Genomic DNA, 22,321 nt, shown 5'->3' with positions numbered 1-22,321 from the left:
TAATTGATACTAATACCATATTCACCACTGCCATAAATCATAACTCACCCCAGCCCCAACATAGAATCCTCCCGGATACCCATAACCTACTTGTAATCCAAGCCCCCAACGCTTATCCTTCACCTTGATAGTATGATAGATATCATTCGTTACCGTCCGATACACCGTCTTAGGGAACACCATCAAACTATCCAATCTCGGCCGATATCCGCTTACCCATGCCCGGTAAAGACTATCCTCATAATAAGCCTGCTCACGATGAACAACAGTGTCACCAATACGAATAGTATCTGTTAGCTGGAAAACTAACAGAGGAGCTATAGGCGCAGAGATAAGTAGCGTATCTACCTTTACAACAGTCTTTACCTTTGTCTCGGTACGTATTTCTGTCGGGAGAGGCTCATGCGGACGGAACCAAGCCGCCACACAAGCCACAGCCAGCAATATGACTAATATCCAAGGCAGCTTTTTCATAACGCAAGAACCTGATTACGGTTAGCTCCTTCCCGATAAGACACATGCACCCATGAGAAGTGCTTCTCATCAATCAGTTGGTCGAAGGGTAGTTCAAGCTCCTGAATCATATAGAACAACTTCTTATTCTCAGCCGGGCTTCCTCCGGTAATGTCCGCCGCCCGTCCTGTCATGTGGTCGCTGGTGGCAGAACCTTTCACCGCCTTGTTGAGTGCCGGGCAACGGAAACCACTGTTAACCCGTATAGGCTTGCCGTATGCCTCCCGTAACGGGTCAAGCACGTTGTTCACCAATGCCTGCACGTTAGGCAGTAATTCCTTGGGCAGGCGGTTATCGATAGCCCGCCTGTCGGCTGTGTCACTTTTCACAAATTCTGCTACTGTAAAATACTTCATTTCCTTTCCTCCTTATTACTATTCATATAATCTATTATAGCTTTCGCTATCTCTTCCGGGTCAGCCTTGTGCTTGGCTATCTCAGTAGCCAGTGCAGCCACCTGCTTCATCTCCCTTCTTTCTTTCTCTTCTGCTTTCTCATAGATGGACTTAACTTCTATAGCCGCCACTCCGAAAGCTCCAATTAAAGTGATGAAAGGGAAAATAGGTATATGGTATCCGTAATAGCTGTCCAGATACCACACACCAGCCATCTGCATACAATCGACCACGACAAGCGCAAGCAAGGCATTGTAGTACCTCGCAATCTTATCTACCGTCCGCTTGAACTTGTCACTCATAATTGGTTCCTTACGCTGTTTTGCCTTTCTGGTTCCTGCCCAAAAATCAAATGCAATAAAGAATAGAGGTGTAAGCAGGATGCCGAACAGCATCCATGCCACCACGAACAATTCATCCAATCCTTTCATTTCTGTATAATTCTAATCAGCAATCCTATATACGTGCTCACGAATGCCGCCATCTCCAGCCAGAACATCCATCTGCTCTTGAATATGGCAATCCCTACGGCTGCATTCACAGTTATCAACGGTAGCCACCACAATCCGGACAGACATAGCCATAGAATTGCCGCCAGCCCACTGATGGCGGTACCGGTATAGTGGACTTTCGACTGGAACTCCTCCTTGAACAGCGGTGCAGAACCCACGAACATGAGTCCTCCACATGAGAGGAATGCGAGGAACTGCAAGTTCCCGGAAGAGCACTCCAGCCACACCGGCATCAAGAGCATGGCAGGAATAATCATAGCCATTTGGAACAACCATGCCGGACGGTTCCGCTTTTTCAACTGATAATAAGTATCAGACAAACTCCAAGGTACTCCACACATCCTCACCGCATACATTATATATATGGTGAGCAGAATCAACGATAGTAGATACAAGTAAATCATATCATCAAGTATTAAGGTTAAACACTAATTTATCAGGATAGCCAGTGGTGTGATCATACTCCGTCAACATACTGATGTCATCCAGCAGCTTGACCGATGCAATATGCGATTGCGTGACATTGTAGCAGTCAAGCGCGTATAGCTCCAGTGCCGCGAGCATCTGTAATGCCGTGTCTACCGGAATCTCGTACTGAACCGCATCGAACCAGAGCGTAGTTGTCTCCTTTCCTGCCGCTTTCTCAATGTTGATGGAGTTGACCAGCCCTACCCGTGTCTCCTTGTCAAGCCACATCCGCTTGTCTCCAAGCGTAAACGAGTTAACAGCTTTGCTCTTATCGTATGCCTCTATCTTGGCAATGACTTTTTCCCTGACACTCTGCGATGTCGGAGCCTTGTTTGTCAGGACCAGTTCGAAGCATCCTTCCGATATCTCCGTCAAAGAGTCCGCATACAGGTATCCTTTTAAATCCTCCACGAATATATCTTCACCGGTATTGTCAGTATATACAGTCAATACCTCCTTTCCTGCCAGCACGTCATTGACCTGTTGCCGGTTCTCCGCGCACACAAGGATACGCAATGTATCCTCCCTCTTCGTGTAGCCGGTGGATTTTAATGTTTCTATCTTCATAACTTCTTGGCTTTATAAACACGGGATGTCACAGAATTATAGCCATTGTAGCCTGCGAATATGGCCCCTCCGATACCTACATAGGAATAGTAGTCTCCTGTAGAGGTTGAATTGCTCCTTGTTATCATTTTTGATTTGTCAAAGCCGTGGAACATGGCAGTGTAACCGCCATTGCTATTGGTTATCATTGGATTAGCGACAACCACAAGGTCTTCACCCGTTATGTCAGCATCAGAGACATTCGAATTAGTCCTTTCTTCCCTGAACAGTTCAAAGTATGTGGTATCACTCTTTAAAGAACTGATCAAACGGGAACGTGCGCTGGTCAGGCAACTGTTCGACACGACCAGTTCCTTTGCAAGTGTCGACTGCATTACGGCATGTAACACCAATGCCGTACCGACAAAAGCGGATGCAGTACTTTGATCACCAAGTATTTTTTTCAATACAGCCTCATTGTTGAAAATGGCGTGAACGGATATCTCATTATTTGACCAATTCGATATATAGCTGTTTTTTGCAATCACGGTATCGATGGCAATGCCACTCGCTACAATCGCTGCCATGGCTATTGCGCTGCCACCGGCAGCTTCCATCGCGCCGGCATTACCGGCAACCACCTCCATCGCAACTGCGGATCGTGCAATGGGCGGAAAAGCGGTCTCACTGGAGACAATCAAAGCGCGTGCATCCGCATTCGTCCAAATGGCATTCTGCGCAATTTTACTACTTGCCCAGATTTTGGAAACAGCGATGGAAGAAGTAGCGGCTTCCATGACCGAGGTATTAGACACAATGTTGCTGATAGATGAGAACTCCTCAGTATCACGTCCGAGTAACGCAAGCGTGTAGCGGGATAATGACCTATTGACCTCTCCAAAATAATTGCTCCAGTATTTAGACCTCATCAAAGTATCCGTCGCATCGGGTATTGCGGCCAGTACAATTATTGAAGCGGGAGAATTAGCAATGACAGACATTATATAGGTACTGTTTATAACCATCTCAACCGCTAAATCATTAGTGAATATCTCCACCATCAGCTCCTCATTTTCCAGAACTTCGCCAAGCGTTTCAACCTCATCCGGCTCACGGCCCAGCGACATCAGCAACAGGCGTTTGGAAGGCAATTGACTACCTGTTAGAACATTCCAACGGTCGGATTCCATAAGGGTTCCCACTATATCCGGATCTGACGCAATTATCCTAAGGCAGCCGAGGCTATCGCGGATTGCATACATACAGTTGTTTTGTGCGGTCATCGACTCAAAGGCCTCCTTGTCGGCAAAAAACAAAGTGGAAAATTCTTCATCCGCAAGCAGGATTTTCATAGAGTTTGAATTATTTGCAATCTGCACTCTGAGATATACACATGCCAGGACAAACTCCTTGACGGCTTTCCGGCTGTTGGCTATATGCGTTATCAATACAGGGTTTGAATATACGGATGAATCTATAGTGGATATGTTGTAGTTAGGGAATAAAGCCCTTAAAAGTCCTATCGCGATATTGCTGTTTGAAACGGTATATTCCGGCCAATACGGAGAATCGACAACTGTTCTTAAGGTGTCATCATTTCCGGACAGGGCTTTGTAGACAGCAGCCGTATAACTATCATTCATTTTTTTCATCACAGTTTTATTACTGACCATGGCCGCCAATGCCTTGGGAGTTCTGCACGCAACTTCCATGATATCACTGTCACTCAAAATCTGTGTTACGGTCATAGCGGTAGTATAGGTGATGCCGGAAAGCGAACGGATGACAGCAGTGATATAATTCTCATTGGACAAGTCCGGCCAGAAGGGTGAATCCGCCACTTGTCCGGCAGCAACCGGATTACTCAATATAGCCGGCCCTATACTATCATCAGTAAATATTTTGAATGCGTACTTGTTGCTCATGACAGCATTCATTGCAACTTCAGACCCGATGATTTCTTTATACAAAACTGTGGAATCGATTATGACTTTCAGACAATTTAAGCTACTGATGATGATAGCCATACATCCGGCATCGGACAGTATCTCATCATAATCATCCAAAGTCTTTCCGACCTTGATGGCAAAATAACTTCTTGCGGCGTCTTCATAGAATCCTTTTTCCTTAAGGGCGGACAGTAATTCGGCGCTGTTCCTGTCATGAGTATATGACAGGAGATTGCGACTTGTATCCAATGAGGTTTTTAAACCGAAAAGAACCCTTACTCCCTGTGATTTTATGAATTCTTTAGCAAGCGCATCCGTTGAAAGCACATACCTCAGATTATCCACGCCCTTACGGTAATTCCCCTTAAACAGATAAGTATATCGCATCAACTCATTGTTTTTATCCATATCTTTTATTCTTTAAATGTTGCAATGTAATTAATTGACCCGGAAACGGAATTCATGCTATCCCCGGGAAGGAATAGGTAGGCCTGGAAGGATGTTTCGCTTATACTACTGAGAGTGATTATAAAATCTTCCACAAGAGTTGTACAGACGACAATCGGGATGCCGCTGAACTTCTCCGGAAATTCTATCGTATTCCATCCGGATGACAGGTGGATGCTCCCGCATTGGATTTCCACATCATCCCTCTCCGTGAAAGGAAGGATGTCCATACCGCTGCCCTCGGCGGATATCATCGTATTGGCATACTCCATTTTCTCTTCGTTGAATATCCACCAATAACCTTCCACTATTTTCGGAGGATTGTCGGCAAAGAGCCTCGCACGTTCGGCAGCAAGGCGGGCGGCCTCCGATTGCTCTTCGGCGTGGCCGGCGGCATTGTCGGCACCGGCGGCGGAGAAGACAGCACCTTCAGCGGCTTCCCCGGCTTTTATCGCCGCCTTTATCGCCTCATTGGCAGAGAGGTCGCATTGTTCGGCCGCATGCCCGGCACGTTCGGCAGCCTGTCCGGCGGAAGTACCCAGGTTACGTGCATTCTCAGCGGCAAGGTCGGCTGCGGCGGCAGAACCCGATGCAAGGATACCGGCGTTTTCGGCAAGCACGGCGGCAACGGCGGCTTTTCCGGCAGCCTTTTCGGCAAGGCCGGCATTCTCTATGGGATTGCAAGCATATTCCTCCTCGGTACCGGCATAACCGGATATGCGGACAGCAGCCTCAAAGGCGCTTTCCCCGCGCTGGCCCTGTAACTGCCCCTGTGTATTCCAGTCCCAGACACCATCAATGAATGTCCAGGCATAGTAGGTATAGGGAGGTTCCAAGCCGATACCGTACACGCCGTCAACGCCTGAGCCGTCAGGGACGGCGGCTTTCAACCCTTCAAGCGTATCATAATTGCCGAGAACCCTGAAACTGCTTCCGGTATCTCCTTTAGCCTGCAGGCCAGTACTGACATAACCTTCAACGCTTTCGTCATATTTCCACCAGACTCCATCAATGATTTTCGGGGGATTGTCGGAAAGGGTATTCGAGCGTTCGGCAGCCAGCCTTGCAGCTTCAGCCTGTTCGGTCGCGTGACCGGCGGCGTTGTCGGCACCGGCAGCGGAAATTTTCGCATCCTCAGAAGCCTGTTCCAGAACCGGAGCAAGCGCATCCAGCCGTTCATGAAGCAGGATGCTGTCCATATTCAGGCGTTCGGACTCGTCAGCCGATTGCTTGGCTCTGTCTGCCTGTTCATGTGCCAGCCTTGTGGCGGTGTCGGCGGCGGACTTGGATAACAACAAGTCTTTCTCCAGTGTCTCCAGCCTGACAGTCACCAGCCTTGCATCCCCGGTCTGTATCACAGACTCGACAATGACCTGCTCCGTCCGTTCTGAGAGCTCACAGATACGCTCCATCGCCTTGACTGCGACCTGAGTCGCTTGCCGGGCATCGGCAACCGAAAGCTGCATCTGGTCGAAAACGGCGTATGCGTCCACAATCGCCTGCGCTACCTGCTTCTGCAATTCACGCAATTGCAGGATGGCGGCGTAGGCTGCCTCCCTTGTACTTGCACATATAAGGATGCTGTCTTTCACCTGGCTGTCAAGCGTCCCGATGACATCCTGCATAGCCTTGCCGGAGAGTATCACTATCTGTACCTGTTCTAACTTGGTCTGCAGATAGGATGCTATCTGCATAGCATAGAGTGTGGCGTTATCCGCATTGATTGCCCCGGCAAAAGCCTTGTCTCCCTTGGCGGCAGCGTCTGCGCCTGCCTTGATTGCCTGCTCCTTGATCTCCGCCAAGTCCTTACGTTCGGCTTCCGAGAGGTCTGCAGCAGCTTCGGCATTGACGGCCGCCACGACAGCATCATCCGTTGCCTTGCGTGCATCGGCGGCGGCTTCCACCGCCGGAGCAGACAATAGTTCAAGCGGGGCTTCGACGACCGATTCCGTGGCACCAACCAGGCGAAGCGCGGGCAGGCTCACTATATTGGACAGCGAAGAGACTATCTCGACCTCTCCGACACCCTGCGAGCCGGCAAGGAGCGCTTCACGCACCTCCTGCACCAGTTGATTAAATTGAGTGCTGTCAAGTACTGCCATGGTTATACGGTCAGGATAGATTTCACATCGGCGAAGTACTGCGCGGCCAAAGCTGCCTGATTGTCGGCTGTCACTTCCGCATGACGCTCGATGGCGAAGTATGTACGGTTGTTGTCCACGTCCACGCAGGCATTGCCCACACGGGTGAGCTTCTCGGTCTGTGTCTCTCCTTCACCCTCGGTGGCCACCTGCGAGATGGTGGCGGTGATGCTGTTGATGGCGGCACCCACCGGATTACGCACGATGTACTCGATGCGGTAGTTAGCTCCGGTACCTGCAACGTTGGTGGTTGCTTTCTTTGTCTCAAACTGTTCTGAATAAACGATTGCCATAATTTTTCCTCCTATAATTAAATGGTTAATAATGATTCAAATGCCTGTTGTGTGGGTGTGTTGTACTTCTCTTTCACCACATGCTTGATGAACGCGAAGTACTCTTCGGGGACTTCCACATGCCCTTCGGAAAAGTACACCTTGCGTGCGAAGTCATCCAGCGCGATATCACCGGATGCCTGACGGATGGCATTGCCCAGAGACTTGCGGAAATCCAGTTCTTTCGGATCACCTTCGAATGTCAGTTGAACACTCACTTTTGAGAAGTCCACCAAAAGGACTTTCTTCTCTTCTTTGATTTCTTTTTCTTTTTTCATAAGTTTATAAAATTTGTATTGTCAATATGCAGGGTATGATTTGGTAATATCGCCCGATTCGTTATAAAAGAACAGTCCTCTTTCATTAAGAACAAACTGCAGATAATCAAAGTTATCATACTTATATATACCCATAGAAGTACTCATTTTCAATCTGCCGCCGGTACGTCCATAGCTGTGCAGTTCAAAGATCGCATCTGTGGTGTTAGAAACGCTTTCTGCCCTAATATCCAGTATGTTAGTTCTCCCGTCATTCATACGAATGCCGTACGAGTCAACATCTACTGTATAACTGCCGTTATCGGCGTGCATCTTTTTAGCAATGAGCGTGTCAACATTGATAAGGTTCGTTTTTAAATATCCACCTTCGATAATCGTATCGCCCAATTGGGCCAACTCGACCGCATCTTTATAAGCCAAACTGCCGAGTGAACTTGTGGATACTTTGCTGTCAATGCTATTCTTAACATCTTGTGCAAGTGAGGATATTGTCACTTTACCGTTCAGGTTTATCTTCGATGCGTCGATAGTCACGCTCTCCGCTGTCTGGTTGATGGCGGAGATTATGCCGTCCTTCTTCACGGTCAGGCTGATGCTGTCCGCGTTGGCGGTGATGCGGCTCTCGGCAGTGGTGACACGCTCGCCCAGCGAGTTGACCGTCTGTTTTGTAGCATAGAGTGCTGCGGCATCAGCCGTGGTTACCCAGCCCGCACCTTCCTTCAACGTACCGTCGGCATTGAAGCGACCCGCGATGGCTGACAGGCTGGAGTTTGTCTGGACAAGTGCAGTAGCCGTATCATCAGCCTTGTCATAGGCGGAGTTGGCTTTTGTCATGGCATCGGCCGCGGCAGTAGCGGCGTTTATGGCAGATTTGGCGGCATCGGATGCGGTCTGCTCAGTGCCCTTGGAAGCCCACCAGGTATTGCCGTCCGACTTGGTGATCCAGCCGGCCGTCTTGATGGTGTTGCTGATATTGTCGGTAGCAGTCACCATCGCCTCGATCTTGTCGGCGGTGACGTGGAAACTGCCGGTATGAGATGATACCACTTGATTCAAGGCGTTGTATTGAGTCAGTGTCGACCAGAGCTTGTTACCATCCGCTGTGGTGATCCAGCCGGCAGTGCGGATGGTGTTGCTGATGCTGTCAGTAGCGGAAACCATCGCATTTATCTTATCGGCGGTGACGTGGAAGCTGCCTTTATGTGTATCCAAACCGTTTTTCACTTCGGTCACGGATGCCGAAATCTCATTGACAGTCTGCAAAAACTCGCTGAACGATCCGGTACTGCCATCGCCTACGACTGCGGAAATGGCATCTACCTTCAAGCTGAGGTTCGCATATTTGCCGGATACGTCATTCACATCAGCACGAATTTCACCGACAGTCTGCGTGATGGCGGAGTATTTACGGCCGGTATCATCAATGCTCTCAACCATCGAATTGATCTTGTCAGCGGTGACGTGGAAACTGCCCGTATGGGTCGATACCACTTGATTCAAGGCGTTGTATTGAGTCAGTGTCGACCAGAGCTTGTTGCCGTCAGCGGTGGTGATCCAGCCTGATGAAGATATAGTCTTGTTAATCCCCGAAATGCTTGATTCAGTGGCGTCAATACGGGTCACTATACCGCTGATTTCAGTTGCACTTACATGGAATTTACCTTCGTGTGAGGTCAATCTGTTGCCTAAAGCGTCTACCGTGGAGATAGTCGCCCAGAGTTTATTGCCGTCCGCAGTGGTGATCCAACCGGCAGTGTGAATGGTATTGCTGATATTGTCGGTAGCTGTCACCATCGCCTCGATCTTGGAGGCTGTGACGTGGAAACTGCTGGTGTGTGTAGTCAACTTGCCGTTGAGGTCAGCGATGGAAGAGTTGAAATCGGCACGCAACCCACGGGCGGACAAGTCAATAGCAGCCTTGTATGCTTCTGTGACTCCTGTGCGCAAGTCCGTCAGGTCTTCGGTAAAACCCGCTTCAAGGTTCTGAGCCGTCAGGTTCACGTAGGACTTGTAGGCTGCGGTAATGCCTGCCTCCATGTCGGTGAGGTCAGCGGTAAACTTCGTCTGCAGTCCTTTGGCGGATAGCTCTATGGCAGAAGTGTATGCCTCCGTGATGCGGGTTTCGGCATTATTGATGTCTGCCTGGAACTGCACGGTCAGGTCACGGGCGGTCAGGTTCACATAGCTCTTGTAAGCTGCGGTGATACGGCTCTCCGCATCTGACAAATCCTCGGTAAACTTCGTTTGCAGATTACGCGCCGTCAGTAGGAACTCGCTGTGATACTCTTCCAATCTGGTGCCCGTCTTCTTGATTTCATCGAGGTTGGCCTGAATCTTCTTGTCGGTCGCCTCAAAGCGCATGGTGAACTTTTCTTCCATCTCGGCAAGAGGATTGTCGGCAAGTGCCAGCGAGTACAGGTACATGTCACCTGTGAAAGCCAGGTAAAAATGCCCCTTGCCATTCCATTTGCCGGCAATCTCCATCTTTTGAAAACCGGATGTCGGAAGTAGCGACTGTACGAAATAGATAGGATCATAAGGCTCAAATTCCTCCTTGTAGCTGTTTCCACTCTCATCGGACGACTCGTTTTTGAAGTACACGGTAAGCGTGCCTGTCCGTTTGACCATATAGTTGAAGGAGATGTAGAACTGGCGGGGAATCTTGATCATTACCGTGTTGCCTTCTCCATCAAGGACAGGTACTTCCTGAAGTTCGGTTACCGGTTGCCCTGACTCGTCAAGTACGGGGTTTCCGTCTGCGTCAAGTACAGGAACTTCCACTTCTTCATATTTGATTTTTTCATCAAACTTAGGATAGCGGGCGAAATTGGAGTTATACTGAGTGATACTGCTGTTTTTCAGACGGAGAACACTTCTGCCGTCTTCAAGGGTGATACTGGCCAAGTTCTCCTTATTCGCATAAAAATTATTGTTGAAGCTCAACAGCCTGTTATCCACACGGAACACGCGGACGCGATTAGTGGATGACCAGTCCATCAGGTCACCGGAAAAGGAGGCGTTACTAAGGTAGTTGTCCTTCGCGTTGATCTCGTTGCGCACCGATGAGATTTCGCTTTTTATCATGCCCTCCATGATGGAGAACATGGTCATCACATCCTTGCCGTTGGATAGGACAAAGATACCCGTGAGAAAACAGTTGTTGCCGTATAGGCCGTATCCGCTTGGCTGCATGTCTGCCGGGAAGCGGCTGTCAGATATGCCGTCGAGTGAGCCTACACGCACTTTCAGGCAACCTTCAAGGTTCTTGGACTTCACCCCGTCCAAACAGTCGAAGCGGGGCTGCCCGTCTTCGGTGGCGGAGATAAGGATAAGGCTCTGGCGGCGTTTGTCGGTGGCGTTGCCCATCAACACCACTTCGTCACCGGCTGCGGGTATCACGCCGTCAAATTCCGATAACGGCACAATGACCGATTCGCCGCTGACGGAGGCTACCTTCACCCAATAGTATTTCAATCCGGAAGGAGAAAACACCTGGCAACGCATGAAGTCATCCGGCTGGAACTGGTTGGTATCCTCAAAAGTAAAAAGGTAGTTGTTGCCGATACGCTCCACACTTTTTACCTTGCCGTTGGCGGCACTGACTACCACCATGCCGCCTACAGAACGTATCTTCTGCAATACGAGTTCATAGATGGTAAGCACTTTACGGACGGTCAGGCGGTCAAGCGTCATATTCCAGTCACCGGTAGCAATGTCCTGCCAGATCTGATAACCTTCACCGGAAAAACCGTCTACGAACTTGGAGGAACGCAGGATGGAAACAACGGCCTTGGCGATGGTGGCGAGATTCTTCACGTCCACATTCATCATCTCGGCAAGCTGGTAGACGGTGATGCCATCCTCAAACGTGATGTGCTTATGTGCTATGTCTTCCTTATCCTTGCGAATGTATCTGTCATCTATCTTGCCGAACTCTTCATCTATACGCTGGTCGGTCTGCAAAGCGGAGTAGATGTTAGCATCGGTGGCAACCGGCTTGTTTTCGTCATAGTAGCGGATGACATCGCCAATACGCTTGCTGTTGATGGACAAGCCGGCTGTAAAGTCAACGGGATAGAGCGTGCTGTCAGGCTGATATTTGCTAATATACCGTTCATCGGTTACAAGCGAGGAATATACGCTTGTGTCCGAGGGGGCGGTATCGGTATCTGTAGTACGGATAATGTCAAGAAAGGATTTTTTATTGATACCTATGGTGATGCCAGCATTGAAGCCCGTAATATACCCAGTGCTATCGGGTTGATCCTTACGGATATACTTGTCTTCAAGAGGTTTCAATTCGTCCTCAATACGCTGGTCGGTAGTAAGAGCCGTGTACACGCTTGTATCGGAAGGATGGATATCCAAATCAGAGAGACGGATGATATCAAGTAATTGCTTCTTGGATTCTCCGATAGTTATACCGGCATTGAAACCTGTCAGGTGGTTGGTGCTGTCTGGCTGGTCTTTGCGAAGAAATGTATCTATAAACAAGATATTATTAGCCGAAATCGCTTTATCTATTTCAGCCAATAACCTCAATGATGAAAAAGTGTTCCTATCAGTAGGAACAACAGTATCATTGAGCTTTATCAAATAAATGTACCCCTCCCCGCCTCCCCCTGTTTCACCACCTTCTTCTTCACCACCTTCAGGGAAATCAACATCAATATTGTCAACCATACCCTGTAAAGACACCTTGAAAATATAGCTTTTCAATGACACAATTTCCTGAGTCATTTCCGGCGCACTATTTCCCTTACGGACAAATCGCACACCATTGAAATACACGTTCGAGCAACACAGTATCCGGTTCAGGTGCTCCGCAAACCAAACAGGACATCCCTCAGCATTACCAAGAGTAAATTTCTTCTGAGTACTCTCTACAGCAAAAAGTTCAACGATATTTCCATTAGAAATTTCAAACTGCTCATTGTTGACGGCAAATGTCCAATCATCATCTTTGAAGCCGCCAGGTGCACGGAATTCAAAATAGAACTGTTCTTCACCGTTCCAGAATATGCAATCATTCCTCTGCTTATTACTACGCATAGAGTAACGAATGAGAGTAGTCTTACCCAACTCGTGCTCATCATCCGTCACTTTGAAGACATTGCATTCTTGATCGCCTACAGAAATTGAATAATAACCAGATGCCAGCCCGGTGATTGTTGAATGGAAGACTGTAGAACCATCTTTCAAAGAAAAGGATTGAAACTCGATTTCCCTGCTGGTACCATCAACATGATTCTTCAGTAAACCATTTATCTTATACTCAGTAGTGGTAATAACCTCTATGAATATGTTATCGGCAGGTGCAAACAACTGTATGTACCTGCTCTCAGCCCCGAATTTATCAGAGGATGGGCTAAAGAAAAGTGGAGTAAATGGTGATATCTTTATCATAATTAACCAATACTTTTAATTTGCAAATTATAATCAACCCCTTCATAGTGCCCAATCTTGTATTTTAGCTCGTTTATGAAGCAAGTATATAGCAGGCTATTCCTTTCAACCTCAACAAGAGCATTCACATCCGATGGTATTCCACCGTCAGCAGTACTAATACTCAGAGTGCTCACGGTAAACAGAGGATCTGTTAGTTCTATATCCAAGTTCTCAGCAACATCATTAATCCGGATATCACTGTTACCCGATGAAGAAGCAAAGCGTAATGACTTGACAAATGAACCAATATATTCCTTATTAGCTTCGATGATAGATCGAGGTGAAAACATCGCGTTAAATATGGTTGATGATGAAATTATTCCAGATACTTTATACCCTTCTCGTACAAGCTCATAACATTCAGCGTTTTCTTTCAAATGAGCACCGACAAAGAAAGCATCATTGTCACTCTCATTATCGGTTGTATCTTTACCACGCTTGCTTACCAAAAATTCTATTCCGTAAGGATCAGCACGAAGAGGGCTTATCAATTCAAGGGCCTTATCCGTAATGGTTATCCCTGTGTCATACTCATTCGTAAAATGGAACTCATCACGTCCGTTGATGCTGTCATAGTCTTGTTTATCGTAACCGACTCTCAGTAAAGAGTAAATAAGTGATGAGTTCACTTTTACCTTAAAATCCATTCCAGTATAGCTTATGCGCTTTTGTACTTCAGAATGAAACAAAGAAGTACGCTTCTTAAAAACGACTTTATTTTCAGCAATATCCGGTACATAGCCGTAGACAACCTCCATCCAATCAGAGAAATTCTTGAATGAAGTATATATTTTAGCCCCGTCCAATCCTCTGGCGCTCTCTGCCGCCATTATCACAGTGGAGGACAGCCGAGTATCATCCTGATATTCTATTTCGCCTACATAGCCCTCATTTTCCTCATTCATGCTCTTTAATAAGCGATTAAGAAGTACATCGGGTTTAATGACATCAATACGTTCTGGTTGCATTTTTGCCATGTAATAGACAGACATTTTAAAATTCTCAATATTGATTCTTACTCCGGCTTCTGTATTGAGATAGATTCTATAAACCATACCTATTTTCCCAGATTCATTCTTTGTCGGATCTACCAAGACAAGCCCTTTTTCATTATAATGATATACGCTTCCAGCTTTAAGACCACTTGTATGTGAACCATTAACAGAACCCACTGAAGGTACTCCACCAACCATTTTTTGATATTCAACTTGAAACGATCCAGTACCGGATGAAATGGTAATATCACAACTCAAATCCATGTATAAGCCGTGTGGAGGTAAAGCAAGCAATTTCATGAAAACTCCTTTGGTATTGCCATAATAAGCACCATCAGATTCATGGTATGGTGTTATAAAATCACCGACATACACTTCAGGATTAGTATCTACAACATAGACATCAATATTCGTATTAGCCTGAGACGTACCAGAAGGATATATATATTCATCGTTATCAATGTCGAAGTTAAATGTATTCAGCATCAACAAACGATCATAATTGAGAGCCTTTTCTTCCTTTAATTCACTTACAAGGTATTCGTACTGAGTACTCTTCTTTGCCTTAATCTTAGCTGCAAGAGTACTATCTATTGCATTGATATATAAAATGCTATCATCATATTCCAATGAACCGAAATCCAGATAACTACCGAAGAGATACTTCTTGCTCCTATCGTTATCAATAGTGTATATCTCTATCTGAGCATTAGCGTTCAAATAGTTGGTCCGGTATTCATTAAGTAAAAGGTTATATGCTTTCCCGGTAAACTCAAACTTCGAAGAGAATGAACGAATTATCCCGCTAAAATCATTCCGTTTCAACGAGATATTAATCTCATCCCAATTACTAATGCAATCCTCATTAATAATATGAGCCGTACCATTGATGATTAGAATATATCTGTTCATACATTTTTCTTTTGCGGCGAATATAAAGAAAATGCCAACCGGCAAACTGGTTGGCAATTATCTTGACATTGCATAAATGTGGTAAAAGTCGCGCAATCATATTATAATCAACGCATTATAACAGATACAAATAAAAGCATGAATTTGCTAATATCACTTCATCTAAGTTCACGCCTCAATAATTCCCTACCAAAAGATATGCGACTGCGTACCGTTGTAACAGGAATATTGAGCAACTGGCCTATCTCATCATACGAGTAACCTTTAGCATATAATAAGACACACTCTATGCAACATGATTTGAAGGCACATCGCCGGATTATCGATAAGATTTCATGAAATAAAGTCCCTTCTGATGCCAAGCGTAAAGATACAACTTGACAGACATCATCATAGTCAACAAAGCGAATGATGGACTTGCGGTTGTAGTTGGTTATATAAGTGTTTTGCATGATCACTTCACACCAAGGCTTCAAAGGTCTACCAATCTCAAACTTATCCTTATTCAACAAGGCTTTATAAACTGTATCATTTGCAAGATCTTCTGCATCTTGCATAGACCAACAATACTTTCTTGCAACCTTTACGATCCAAGGATAAATCAAAGCTATTTCCTTCTCAAAGTCCATACTCATTCCTCCTCACGATACGCATGGTAACTTCACCAGCTATGCTTTGTTCGACAAGTTCTCGCTGCCTGACACTCTGCTCATACAAATCATTGGCAGACTGCTCCAAAGACTCTATGAGTCTATCAACAGAAGGTTTGGAGGGAACAAGGTTCTTTACTTCGGATAACTCAAGAATTATCCGATTACATTTACTCTCAATAGAGTTTAGTTTTTGTAACAGCTTGCAATAACCTAAATGGTCAATGCCGCATTTAATGCTTGTTTTTTGCATAAGAAAACTCATTAGTAGTTCGTAAAAAGAATTACTAATGAGTTCATCAAAAGTCTGATAGCATTAAAAAAAATATTTATACTATCTAAATGTTCCCCTCTTATTCATTATGTCAACATTCACTTGGTTTACAATATTGGCATACACAGCAGCATTAATCTGATGCATATCAATGTGCATTTTGATGTATGTCATAATAAATGCAATTTCTGAGTCATAATAAGAACGTATATCATCTGGCGAAGACTTCTCTTTAGTTTTCTCCGGATCTGCATTTACTTCCTCATTACGATGCTGTTCAAAGGTAGCATATCTCAGCAAATCAGCAACTCTATCTTTTAGATTGTCATCGTTCACACCGGAAACATCCTCATCAATCATAACAAGTAAGGAACGTATATCCGCGAATTCTCCCTGCAACACAAGCATATTACAGATACGAAGAAAGAAGACTTTCATCTTTGATTTCACAGATTCCTCTTTATCCGCTATTAAAGCCCTCATTCCAGGCTTGTCAGCAATAAATCGGTATGAAGCAATTAACGAACGGGCACATTCTTGCAACTCGTTTTCTTTAACCTCATCGCCATCTGATAACACAAGGTAATTTCCACATAACAGTTCAATAAACTGCGCTAATGTTATTTCGTTTAATCTTGATTTCATAATTTGTTCAATATATATAAGTCAAACTCCCTATTGTAAGCCTCTCTCCTACGCTGTTTCATTGATTTCATAAGCAGATTGTTCGTCATATCCATACGACGCTCAAGGCCGGAATAATCGTTATAGACAGTAGTAGCACTTCCTTTATCAGTATTTCCCAGGAAAGAGAACATAGGAGAAAAGCTGTCCTTCTGCCAGTCAATGGGACCGAAATCATTAACATCAGGGAATACCTGAGCACCTTTAGGCAAATCAACAAGCATGGGAGTGTCCGGGGTAATCCACGCAAGTCCCTTATACATGACAACTTCACGCTTTCCGGCATCACCTACAAGAGCTTTTCCCCCGGGATGAGCGCTATTTTTCGTACCCTCAGCATATGATGGTATAGGGGTAGCGGCAATAGTGGCAACTTGAATAGCTCCCATAGCTCCAACAATGGCCGCCAACACAAAATTAGGCAATGATTTAGTAATCGCTAACGCTGTGGCGATACCTGCTTGTGCAATACTTGTAGCTTTATCCCAAATAGCCTGCTTTCTGGCAAGATCCTGTTTTTTCTTCTCAAGTTCTCTATTTTTTGCAGCAGTTTTTTCCTCCGCAGCGCGTTTACGAGCCTCAGCTTCTTCCTCCGAAATAGCACCAGTCTCTGCCAATCTCTCTATACGTTCAATATCCCGGTCGCATGCCTCATCATTAGCATCTTGTTCCTCTTCTATCTTTTCAATTCGTACACCGTAGCTATTCTGAACTATATCATTAACGCCACTGAACACATCTATAACAGCAGATGCCAACATTTCAAAACTTAGCTTACCATCCTCAGCGATATCTTGTATGATTTTAGATAAGCCAGTGAATATATCAGCCGTATCGCCAAGAGCACCTCTTGTTATATCATTTATATAACCAAGACTATCCTTAAGTTCAGCCAGATATTTCTTGTGTTCCTTCTCAGCATCTTTTATGGAATCCTCCTCTGCGTCACGTACCGCATTAGCTAATGTTATCTCAGCATTAGCAACCTTTTCCTTTATTTTCAATTTGTCTTCAGGAGAAAGTCCTGGAGTATCAGCCATTATCTTAGCCAACTTCAAGGTATCTTTCAACTGTTGCAACATATATTTTTGGGAGATTTCCGATTTCCTTTTTTCATAGGTTTCAGTGTTCATTTCACCTATTCTATACAGCTCTGCAATTTCATCAAGTTCCTTGGCCATTGCTGCATTAATCAATACAGTTCTCGAAGCATACTCCTCTTCAAGCTTTTTGTTCTTCTCAGAAGCAAACCTTTCATTCAATTCCTGTCGTTTCCGAACGTATTTCTGTTCTATAAGAAAGACATCCTCGCCACTGGATTCAGCAGCCTTCTTCTCTTCTTCTTCCCCAACATCAAGAAGACGCATTCTTAAGTCAAGCTCTTCCTTAGTGCCTTTTTCTACCGCTGATAATCGGTTTTCTATATTCACCTTCTCGAATCGATGAATATACTCCTCTTCATATTCCGCTAAAGCCTTAACTTTAAGTTTTTCAAGATTAATCCTCAGAGTATTTTCAGCAGTGCTATTGCCTTTTATAGCATCAACCCGCTTTTGATAGGATAGTTCTATTTTAGCAAGTTCCTTTTCCAAACCATCGCTCATTATCTCTATCTCAGACTCTTCCAAATCACGTTGAATCTTCAAAACTTTTCTAGCCGCTTCCTCTTCGGCTTTTATTTGTTCTTTAGTTTTTCCGGATGTTGCATCAGTTTTGGGACTAAAGTCCATATTGGAGATAAAATCAATTTTATAATTCGCAGAAGCAAGAGAAGCTGTTCTGAACTCAATGAGATCGAATGTTCTATTTATTTCTTCACGAAATTCAGAATTAGTTTTTTGGAGTCCTAAACCTTGTTTCCAAAAACTACTCTCAGCAAATTCTTTATTCAATTGTTTGTTGGTTTCCACATAACTGTTCAGTTCCTCTTTTTCAATGGCAACCGAACGTTTTAAAACAGCCAACCGTTCATCTTTGGCCTTTTGGTAGGCTTTCGTTTCATCCATACCGTTTTTTATATAAAGTTCAGCCGTACGCTCAATCTGCTTCCTGTTTTCTTCCTGCCACTGTATGTCTATCTTAGCTGCTTCCTCACCTTGAAGTTTGGCTTGCCGTAACCTCTTCTCTCCCAGCTCCTCAACAGAGGTGGTGATTTCCTGTATTCCGTTTAAAACACTCTTTAAGACATCATTAATAAAGATTTTTCCTTTTGCCGTCATAATCTCAAAGAAACCGCCTGTAGAGTCAAATAAGTCTGAAACGGCATTATCCAGTTCCGTCTCTGACCTTAACAGTTCTTCCTGTACCTTTCCAAGCTCACCAGCTTTCCCTTTCACATCATCCAAGCTCGTGGTAATATCTTTCAAGGTACGCAGGTATTGAAGACCAGCATCCTCCCCCGGACCGCCAAATATATCTGCAATGGCGGTACCGACCGCAGAGCTATTCTCCGGTAAATCATTTAGCTTCTCTGATACTCTCTGCATTACCTCAAATGTTGTCAGCTCACCCTTGCGTAATCCTTCCATTACTTCTTTTGAAGAGATACCAATACTATCAAGAGCATCCGCTGTCGCAGTTGTCATCTCCCTGATACGGAGATTACCCTCTTTAATAACATCAATTCCCTTATCTGAATAAATGCCTGACTGATTGGCTTGTGCTGTAATGGCAATGAATTGGCTGGCAGAAAGTCCCGCTTCCTTAAAATATGCCGGATATTCCTTCAGATTATCTAAAAACTGACCATTAGCATCAGCTCCGGCTATAAAACCGTCACGGACAAGCTGAAGGGCTTCCGCGTTACCTATGCCAAACTGTTTGGAAACGGCATTGACAGCAATCAGAGTTTCCTTGAAGTCTTTATCATATGTATCGGAAAGAGCCTGAACCTCATTTCGGTAATGCTTCATCTCTTCCCCTTGCAGCCCGGTAAACTGCGAGGTCAGCCGTGAGGCTTTCACAAGCCCTTTATTATAGTCATACCAGAACTTAAAAACAGCACCGGCAGTAGCCATTCCCGCAACAGACAGGAAAACCGGATTTTTAAGTAAAGTAAGTAAAGTGTTGCCAAATGCCTTTGCCTTTACAGACAAGACATCAAAGAAATTCTCCTTATCAGCTTCAGCCGCCATATTAAGCAATGAATCTGCAAATTTATTATTCAAGCCCAACGCATTCTTTATGGCAGGAGCATACTCGTTATCCAATGCCGAAGCGTAATTACCGACATTACGCTGAAACTCTCCCATATCAGCCGCAAGCTCTTTCAGTTGCTTATCAGCCTTCTGTATCTCAGCGGCAAGAATTTTACCATTAGGACTGTCTTTCTCAACCTGGTTCATTTGCTTATAAGCCCTTTTCATCAGTTCCAGCCTATGCGATAACTGGTCATAACTGCCGGCAGCGGCCTGAGAAAGTTTTTCCTCTCTTGAAAGGATATTGTTAAGTTCACTTTTAGCCGTCTTCAGCGTCCTTTCTCTTTCTAAAAGCGATTGTCTTCTTTTCAGCAACTCATCGCTGGCAAGCGTTCCTTTCTTTTCCGCATCGTTAAGTTGTTTTTGTGCTTCAGTAACTGTTTTCAGTTCAGTATTGATTCTAACCAAGCTCTCAATATTCTGCCCCCTAGCACCGACTATGTCCAAAGCAATGGCAAGTGCATTCTTGTCAGTCTGGTAAACCTCGCGTTTTTTGGCATTCTCTTTACCCAACTCAACGATATGCTCACTGATACTTTCATTAACTCTGGAAATGATTTCCTCCTGCTTCTTTACCGTCTCATTCAACTGAACATTAGCTTCCTGAGCTTTTTTGGTCTGAGCCGCATATAGTGCAAACAGCTTATCAAGCTCTTTAGGTGTCTCTATCTCCATTTTCAATCCCTTGGCAAGCTCTTCTGCCACTTCCATATAGGTCTTTTTTATTTTGAGTAACTTTACATCACACTGCTCAAGTCTCTCAAGCTCGCCATCTTTAATCAACCCGCTTATTCCAAATTCTCCCATCACAAATAATGTCTAAATTCGACAATTTCACCATCTATCTCACTACCTGCCTTATCGAAGCCATACGTACCATCCTGTCTTCTATACACAACATAGATGCACTGTTCCAATATGGCAGCCTTTCGTGCAAGTTCGCTCACATGAGCATACTCGCACATAATCTTTTTATTATCACAACCGCAACTCATCTGTAACCGCTATTAGCTATGAATTTTTCCAGCCAGGGGCGAAGAATACGTTCAGAGAAATATTTCTTTGCAGTATCTCCAAGTTCAAAGATTTCACTACCGTACTTCTTTTCAATGTCCGGGCCTTCGATGAAGCCAATAGTCTTTATCTCCATGACCTCACCGGATAACCGGGTCTGTATGCTATCATGGAACTTACCAGTTATGTACAAGTTGGGAACTTCAATCGGACGCGGTGGCAGGAATAAAACCTCTGACTCAATTGGTGGAGTAATATCATTCTTCCACTTCTTATAACTTTTCGCCCGATGGAACCAGGGCCCCGGTTCATTGAAATACGGATCATTATCATAATCCGGACGAAGCAAACGTTCTTTTCCGTTCATACCACTGTAAAGTTGCTCACGTATAAGAGATTCAATCACATTACTATTATCCTCCATACACGCAAGGCATTCCCGTTTGATACCGGTATTAATCTTATGGATCACTTCATATACTTCATCTATGCTGGCCATATCTTTTAAAAGAAAAGGGGGATGCGAAAAATCCCTCATCCCCCTCGTTCATCACTCATTTTCTTCCTTGACCTTTCCCTTCTTTATCAAATCGTATGCATCAGAAAGCATTTTCTTACGATCTTTCTCCGGGCGGTCCTGCCAAATCACCGGCATATGCTTATTAATGAAGTCGGACTTCTTCATAGCCTTTATTGCCGGCTCAATAAAAGTCACACCTTCAATGATCATGCAGATACCCCCTCAATGTATTTGATACCATTCTCATACAATACAGAAGGAGCTTTAAGGGAGACTGTTCCTCCACCGTCAGCAGGCTCTATCGTAAGAATTCCATCTGCATAAGTAGCCACCGTAGCACCGTTCAACACTTTATCGGCGGCTTTTGCTATTGCTCCACCGTGCAAAGGAGTAAGGTCATACCCGCCGATTTTCTCGATCAACTTGTACTTGTTGGCTTCTTTGCTCACAAGTGAAACTTCTGTCAAGCCTTTGAGTCCATTCTTGATATTGAAATTTAGCTTGACGAAATCAATGTGCGTCAACAAATCCTCAATATCGGCATGACAGAAGCTGACTGTCATAGTGGATTTTGAGGAGCTGGTGGAGAAGGGAGTTGCAGTAGGATAAATCGTTGACATCGACATTCCAGCGAGTATATCAGTGCCATCATTGTAGCCATACAAGAATTTATCGTCGTAGAAATAAACATCCCACTCTTTGGTGGCAGCCTGCAACAGTTTAGCATTAAGCGTTTCATCAAACTTAGGCAAAGTGAATGTTTCCGTTTCAGCACTCATTCCATTGTATTGGCTTGGACCATAACCTACAGCATTAACCTGAGGTTCACCGCCATTTTTAGCATATTCTACAAAGGAAGGAATCGGATATACCCGACCAGGCCGGTCGGCATGGCACAATTCTTCAAGTGTTTCCTTTGTAAGTTCAGCAGGTAACTTCTGGCCTTTCTCTACAATGATGCAGCCTTTAACCCTACCCCAATCAATCTGACACGTAGAGCCGCCAGTATTAAGTAACGCGCTCTCACAGGTTCTAATATTTCTCAT

At 44.9% G+C, this 22,321-nt stretch carries 19 protein-coding genes; all 19 read right to left on the bottom strand.

Annotated features, from left to right (window positions below; all coding sequences use genetic code 11):
* Positions 1 to 21: 21 nt before the first annotated feature.
* A complete protein-coding gene (locus tag DW182_RS03315; protein WP_118294683.1) occupies positions 22 to 474 on the bottom strand; it encodes a DUF6808 domain-containing protein in 453 nt (150 codons plus the stop codon).
* Entirely contained in the window at positions 471 to 869 is a 399-nt protein-coding gene (locus tag DW182_RS03310; protein ID WP_118294682.1) for a D-Ala-D-Ala carboxypeptidase family metallohydrolase, read from the bottom strand. The genes DW182_RS03315 and DW182_RS03310 overlap by 4 nt, the downstream gene beginning before the upstream one ends.
* Positions 866 to 1,339, bottom strand: a complete 474-nt coding sequence (locus DW182_RS03305; protein ID WP_118294681.1) for a hypothetical protein — start codon at positions 1,337 to 1,339, stop codon at positions 866 to 868. Before DW182_RS03305 ends, DW182_RS03310 begins: the two co-directional genes overlap by 4 nt.
* Positions 1,336 to 1,824, bottom strand: a complete 489-nt coding sequence (locus tag DW182_RS03300; RefSeq protein ID WP_118294680.1) for a hypothetical protein — start codon at positions 1,822 to 1,824, stop codon at positions 1,336 to 1,338. The genes DW182_RS03305 and DW182_RS03300 overlap by 4 nt, the downstream gene beginning before the upstream one ends.
* Positions 1,825 to 1,828: 4 nt before the next feature.
* On the bottom strand, positions 1,829 to 2,455 hold the full coding sequence (locus tag DW182_RS03295; RefSeq protein ID WP_118294679.1) for a DUF4376 domain-containing protein: 627 nt from the start codon (positions 2,453 to 2,455) through the stop codon (positions 1,829 to 1,831).
* Positions 2,452 to 4,791 (bottom strand): hypothetical protein, encoded by a 2,340-nt coding sequence (locus DW182_RS03290; RefSeq protein WP_118294678.1) that lies wholly within the window; start codon positions 4,789 to 4,791, stop codon positions 2,452 to 2,454. Before DW182_RS03290 ends, DW182_RS03295 begins: the two co-directional genes overlap by 4 nt.
* 5 nt (positions 4,792 to 4,796) lie before the next feature.
* Positions 4,797 to 6,689, bottom strand: a complete 1,893-nt coding sequence (locus DW182_RS03285; protein WP_147400103.1) for a hypothetical protein — start codon at positions 6,687 to 6,689, stop codon at positions 4,797 to 4,799.
* Between the two features lie 245 nt (positions 6,690 to 6,934).
* On the bottom strand, positions 6,935 to 7,264 hold the full coding sequence (locus DW182_RS03280) for a hypothetical protein (protein WP_118294676.1): 330 nt from the start codon (positions 7,262 to 7,264) through the stop codon (positions 6,935 to 6,937).
* A gap of 17 nt (positions 7,265 to 7,281) precedes the next feature.
* A complete protein-coding gene (locus DW182_RS03275; RefSeq protein ID WP_118294675.1) occupies positions 7,282 to 7,581 on the bottom strand; it encodes a hypothetical protein in 300 nt (99 codons plus the stop codon).
* A 21-nt stretch (positions 7,582 to 7,602) separates the two neighbouring features.
* Entirely contained in the window at positions 7,603 to 12,987 is a 5,385-nt protein-coding gene (locus DW182_RS03270) for a methyl-accepting chemotaxis protein (RefSeq protein ID WP_147400102.1), read from the bottom strand.
* A 2-nt stretch (positions 12,988 to 12,989) separates the two neighbouring features.
* The gene (locus tag DW182_RS03265) at positions 12,990 to 14,936 is read right to left on the bottom strand and encodes a hypothetical protein (protein WP_118294673.1); all 1,947 of its coding nucleotides are present in this window, start codon (positions 14,934 to 14,936) and stop codon (positions 12,990 to 12,992) included.
* Between the two features lie 158 nt (positions 14,937 to 15,094).
* Positions 15,095 to 15,565 (bottom strand): RNA polymerase sigma factor, encoded by a 471-nt coding sequence (locus DW182_RS03260; RefSeq protein ID WP_118294672.1) that lies wholly within the window; start codon positions 15,563 to 15,565, stop codon positions 15,095 to 15,097.
* The gene (locus DW182_RS03255; RefSeq protein WP_147400100.1) at positions 15,555 to 15,839 is read right to left on the bottom strand and encodes a hypothetical protein; all 285 of its coding nucleotides are present in this window, start codon (positions 15,837 to 15,839) and stop codon (positions 15,555 to 15,557) included. Before DW182_RS03255 ends, DW182_RS03260 begins: the two co-directional genes overlap by 11 nt.
* Positions 15,840 to 15,920: 81 nt before the next feature.
* Entirely contained in the window at positions 15,921 to 16,505 is a 585-nt protein-coding gene (locus DW182_RS03250; protein WP_118294670.1) for a hypothetical protein, read from the bottom strand.
* The gene (locus tag DW182_RS03245) at positions 16,502 to 20,452 is read right to left on the bottom strand and encodes a phage tail tape measure protein (RefSeq protein WP_199678540.1); all 3,951 of its coding nucleotides are present in this window, start codon (positions 20,450 to 20,452) and stop codon (positions 16,502 to 16,504) included. Before DW182_RS03245 ends, DW182_RS03250 begins: the two co-directional genes overlap by 4 nt.
* Positions 20,453 to 20,547: 95 nt before the next feature.
* Complete coding sequence (locus tag DW182_RS03240; RefSeq protein ID WP_233564071.1) at positions 20,548 to 20,706, bottom strand: hypothetical protein; 159 nt, start codon at positions 20,704 to 20,706, stop codon at positions 20,548 to 20,550.
* Between the two features lie 26 nt (positions 20,707 to 20,732).
* Positions 20,733 to 21,254 (bottom strand): hypothetical protein, encoded by a 522-nt coding sequence (locus DW182_RS03235; RefSeq protein ID WP_118294808.1) that lies wholly within the window; start codon positions 21,252 to 21,254, stop codon positions 20,733 to 20,735.
* Positions 21,255 to 21,305: 51 nt separating this feature from the next.
* Positions 21,306 to 21,440, bottom strand: coding sequence for a hypothetical protein (locus DW182_RS22690; RefSeq protein WP_255421266.1), 135 nt, complete (start codon positions 21,438 to 21,440; stop codon positions 21,306 to 21,308).
* Positions 21,441 to 21,481: 41 nt separating this feature from the next.
* Positions 21,482 to 22,321 carry a hypothetical protein gene (locus DW182_RS03225; protein ID WP_118294667.1) on the bottom strand — a complete coding sequence of 280 codons (840 nt, stop codon included), beginning with the start codon at positions 22,319 to 22,321 and terminating at the stop codon, positions 21,482 to 21,484.

The organism is Bacteroides sp. AM16-24, from assembly GCF_003471885.1.
In the GTDB taxonomy this organism is placed as follows: Bacteria; Bacteroidota; Bacteroidia; order Bacteroidales; family Bacteroidaceae; genus Bacteroides.
This window is presented reverse-complemented; position numbering and strand designations above follow the sequence as displayed.

What these genes read in the sequence shown, in the direction of transcription:
- DW182_RS03250 (WP_118294670.1), bottom strand. Translation starts at nt 16,505, where the DNA reads ATGAAATCAAGATTAAACGAAATAACATTAGCGCAGTTTATTGAACTG.
- DW182_RS03245 (WP_199678540.1), bottom strand. Translation starts at nt 20,452, where the DNA reads ATGGAAGTGGCAGAAGAGCTTGCCAAGGGATTGAAAATGGAGATAGAG.
- DW182_RS03295 (WP_118294679.1), bottom strand. Translation starts at nt 2,455, where the DNA reads ATGAAGATAGAAACATTAAAATCCACCGGCTACACGAAGAGGGAGGAT.
- DW182_RS03315 (WP_118294683.1), bottom strand. Translation starts at nt 474, where the DNA reads ATGAAAAAGCTGCCTTGGATATTAGTCATATTGCTGGCTGTGGCTTGT.
- DW182_RS03260 (WP_118294672.1), bottom strand. Translation starts at nt 15,565, where the DNA reads ATGGACTTTGAGAAGGAAATAGCTTTGATTTATCCTTGGATCGTAAAG.
- DW182_RS22690 (WP_255421266.1), bottom strand. Translation starts at nt 21,440, where the DNA reads ATGAAGAAGTCCGACTTCATTAATAAGCATATGCCGGTGATTTGGCAG.
- DW182_RS03275 (WP_118294675.1), bottom strand. Translation starts at nt 7,581, where the DNA reads ATGAAAAAAGAAAAAGAAATCAAAGAAGAGAAGAAAGTCCTTTTGGTG.
- DW182_RS03310 (WP_118294682.1), bottom strand. Translation starts at nt 869, where the DNA reads ATGAAGTATTTTACAGTAGCAGAATTTGTGAAAAGTGACACAGCCGAC.
- DW182_RS03270 (WP_147400102.1), bottom strand. Translation starts at nt 12,987, where the DNA reads ATGATAAAGATATCACCATTTACTCCACTTTTCTTTAGCCCATCCTCT.
- DW182_RS03290 (WP_118294678.1), bottom strand. Translation starts at nt 4,791, where the DNA reads ATGGATAAAAACAATGAGTTGATGCGATATACTTATCTGTTTAAGGGG.
- DW182_RS03280 (WP_118294676.1), bottom strand. Translation starts at nt 7,264, where the DNA reads ATGGCAATCGTTTATTCAGAACAGTTTGAGACAAAGAAAGCAACCACC.
- DW182_RS03240 (WP_233564071.1), bottom strand. Translation starts at nt 20,706, where the DNA reads ATGTGCGAGTATGCTCATGTGAGCGAACTTGCACGAAAGGCTGCCATA.
- DW182_RS03235 (WP_118294808.1), bottom strand. Translation starts at nt 21,254, where the DNA reads ATGGCCAGCATAGATGAAGTATATGAAGTGATCCATAAGATTAATACC.
- DW182_RS03225 (WP_118294667.1), bottom strand. Translation starts at nt 22,321, where the DNA reads ATGAGAAATATTAGAACCTGTGAGAGCGCGTTACTTAATACTGGCGGC.
- DW182_RS03255 (WP_147400100.1), bottom strand. Translation starts at nt 15,839, where the DNA reads ATGCAAAAAACAAGCATTAAATGCGGCATTGACCATTTAGGTTATTGC.
- DW182_RS03265 (WP_118294673.1), bottom strand. Translation starts at nt 14,936, where the DNA reads ATGAACAGATATATTCTAATCATCAATGGTACGGCTCATATTATTAAT.
- DW182_RS03305 (WP_118294681.1), bottom strand. Translation starts at nt 1,339, where the DNA reads ATGAAAGGATTGGATGAATTGTTCGTGGTGGCATGGATGCTGTTCGGC.
- DW182_RS03300 (WP_118294680.1), bottom strand. Translation starts at nt 1,824, where the DNA reads ATGATTTACTTGTATCTACTATCGTTGATTCTGCTCACCATATATATA.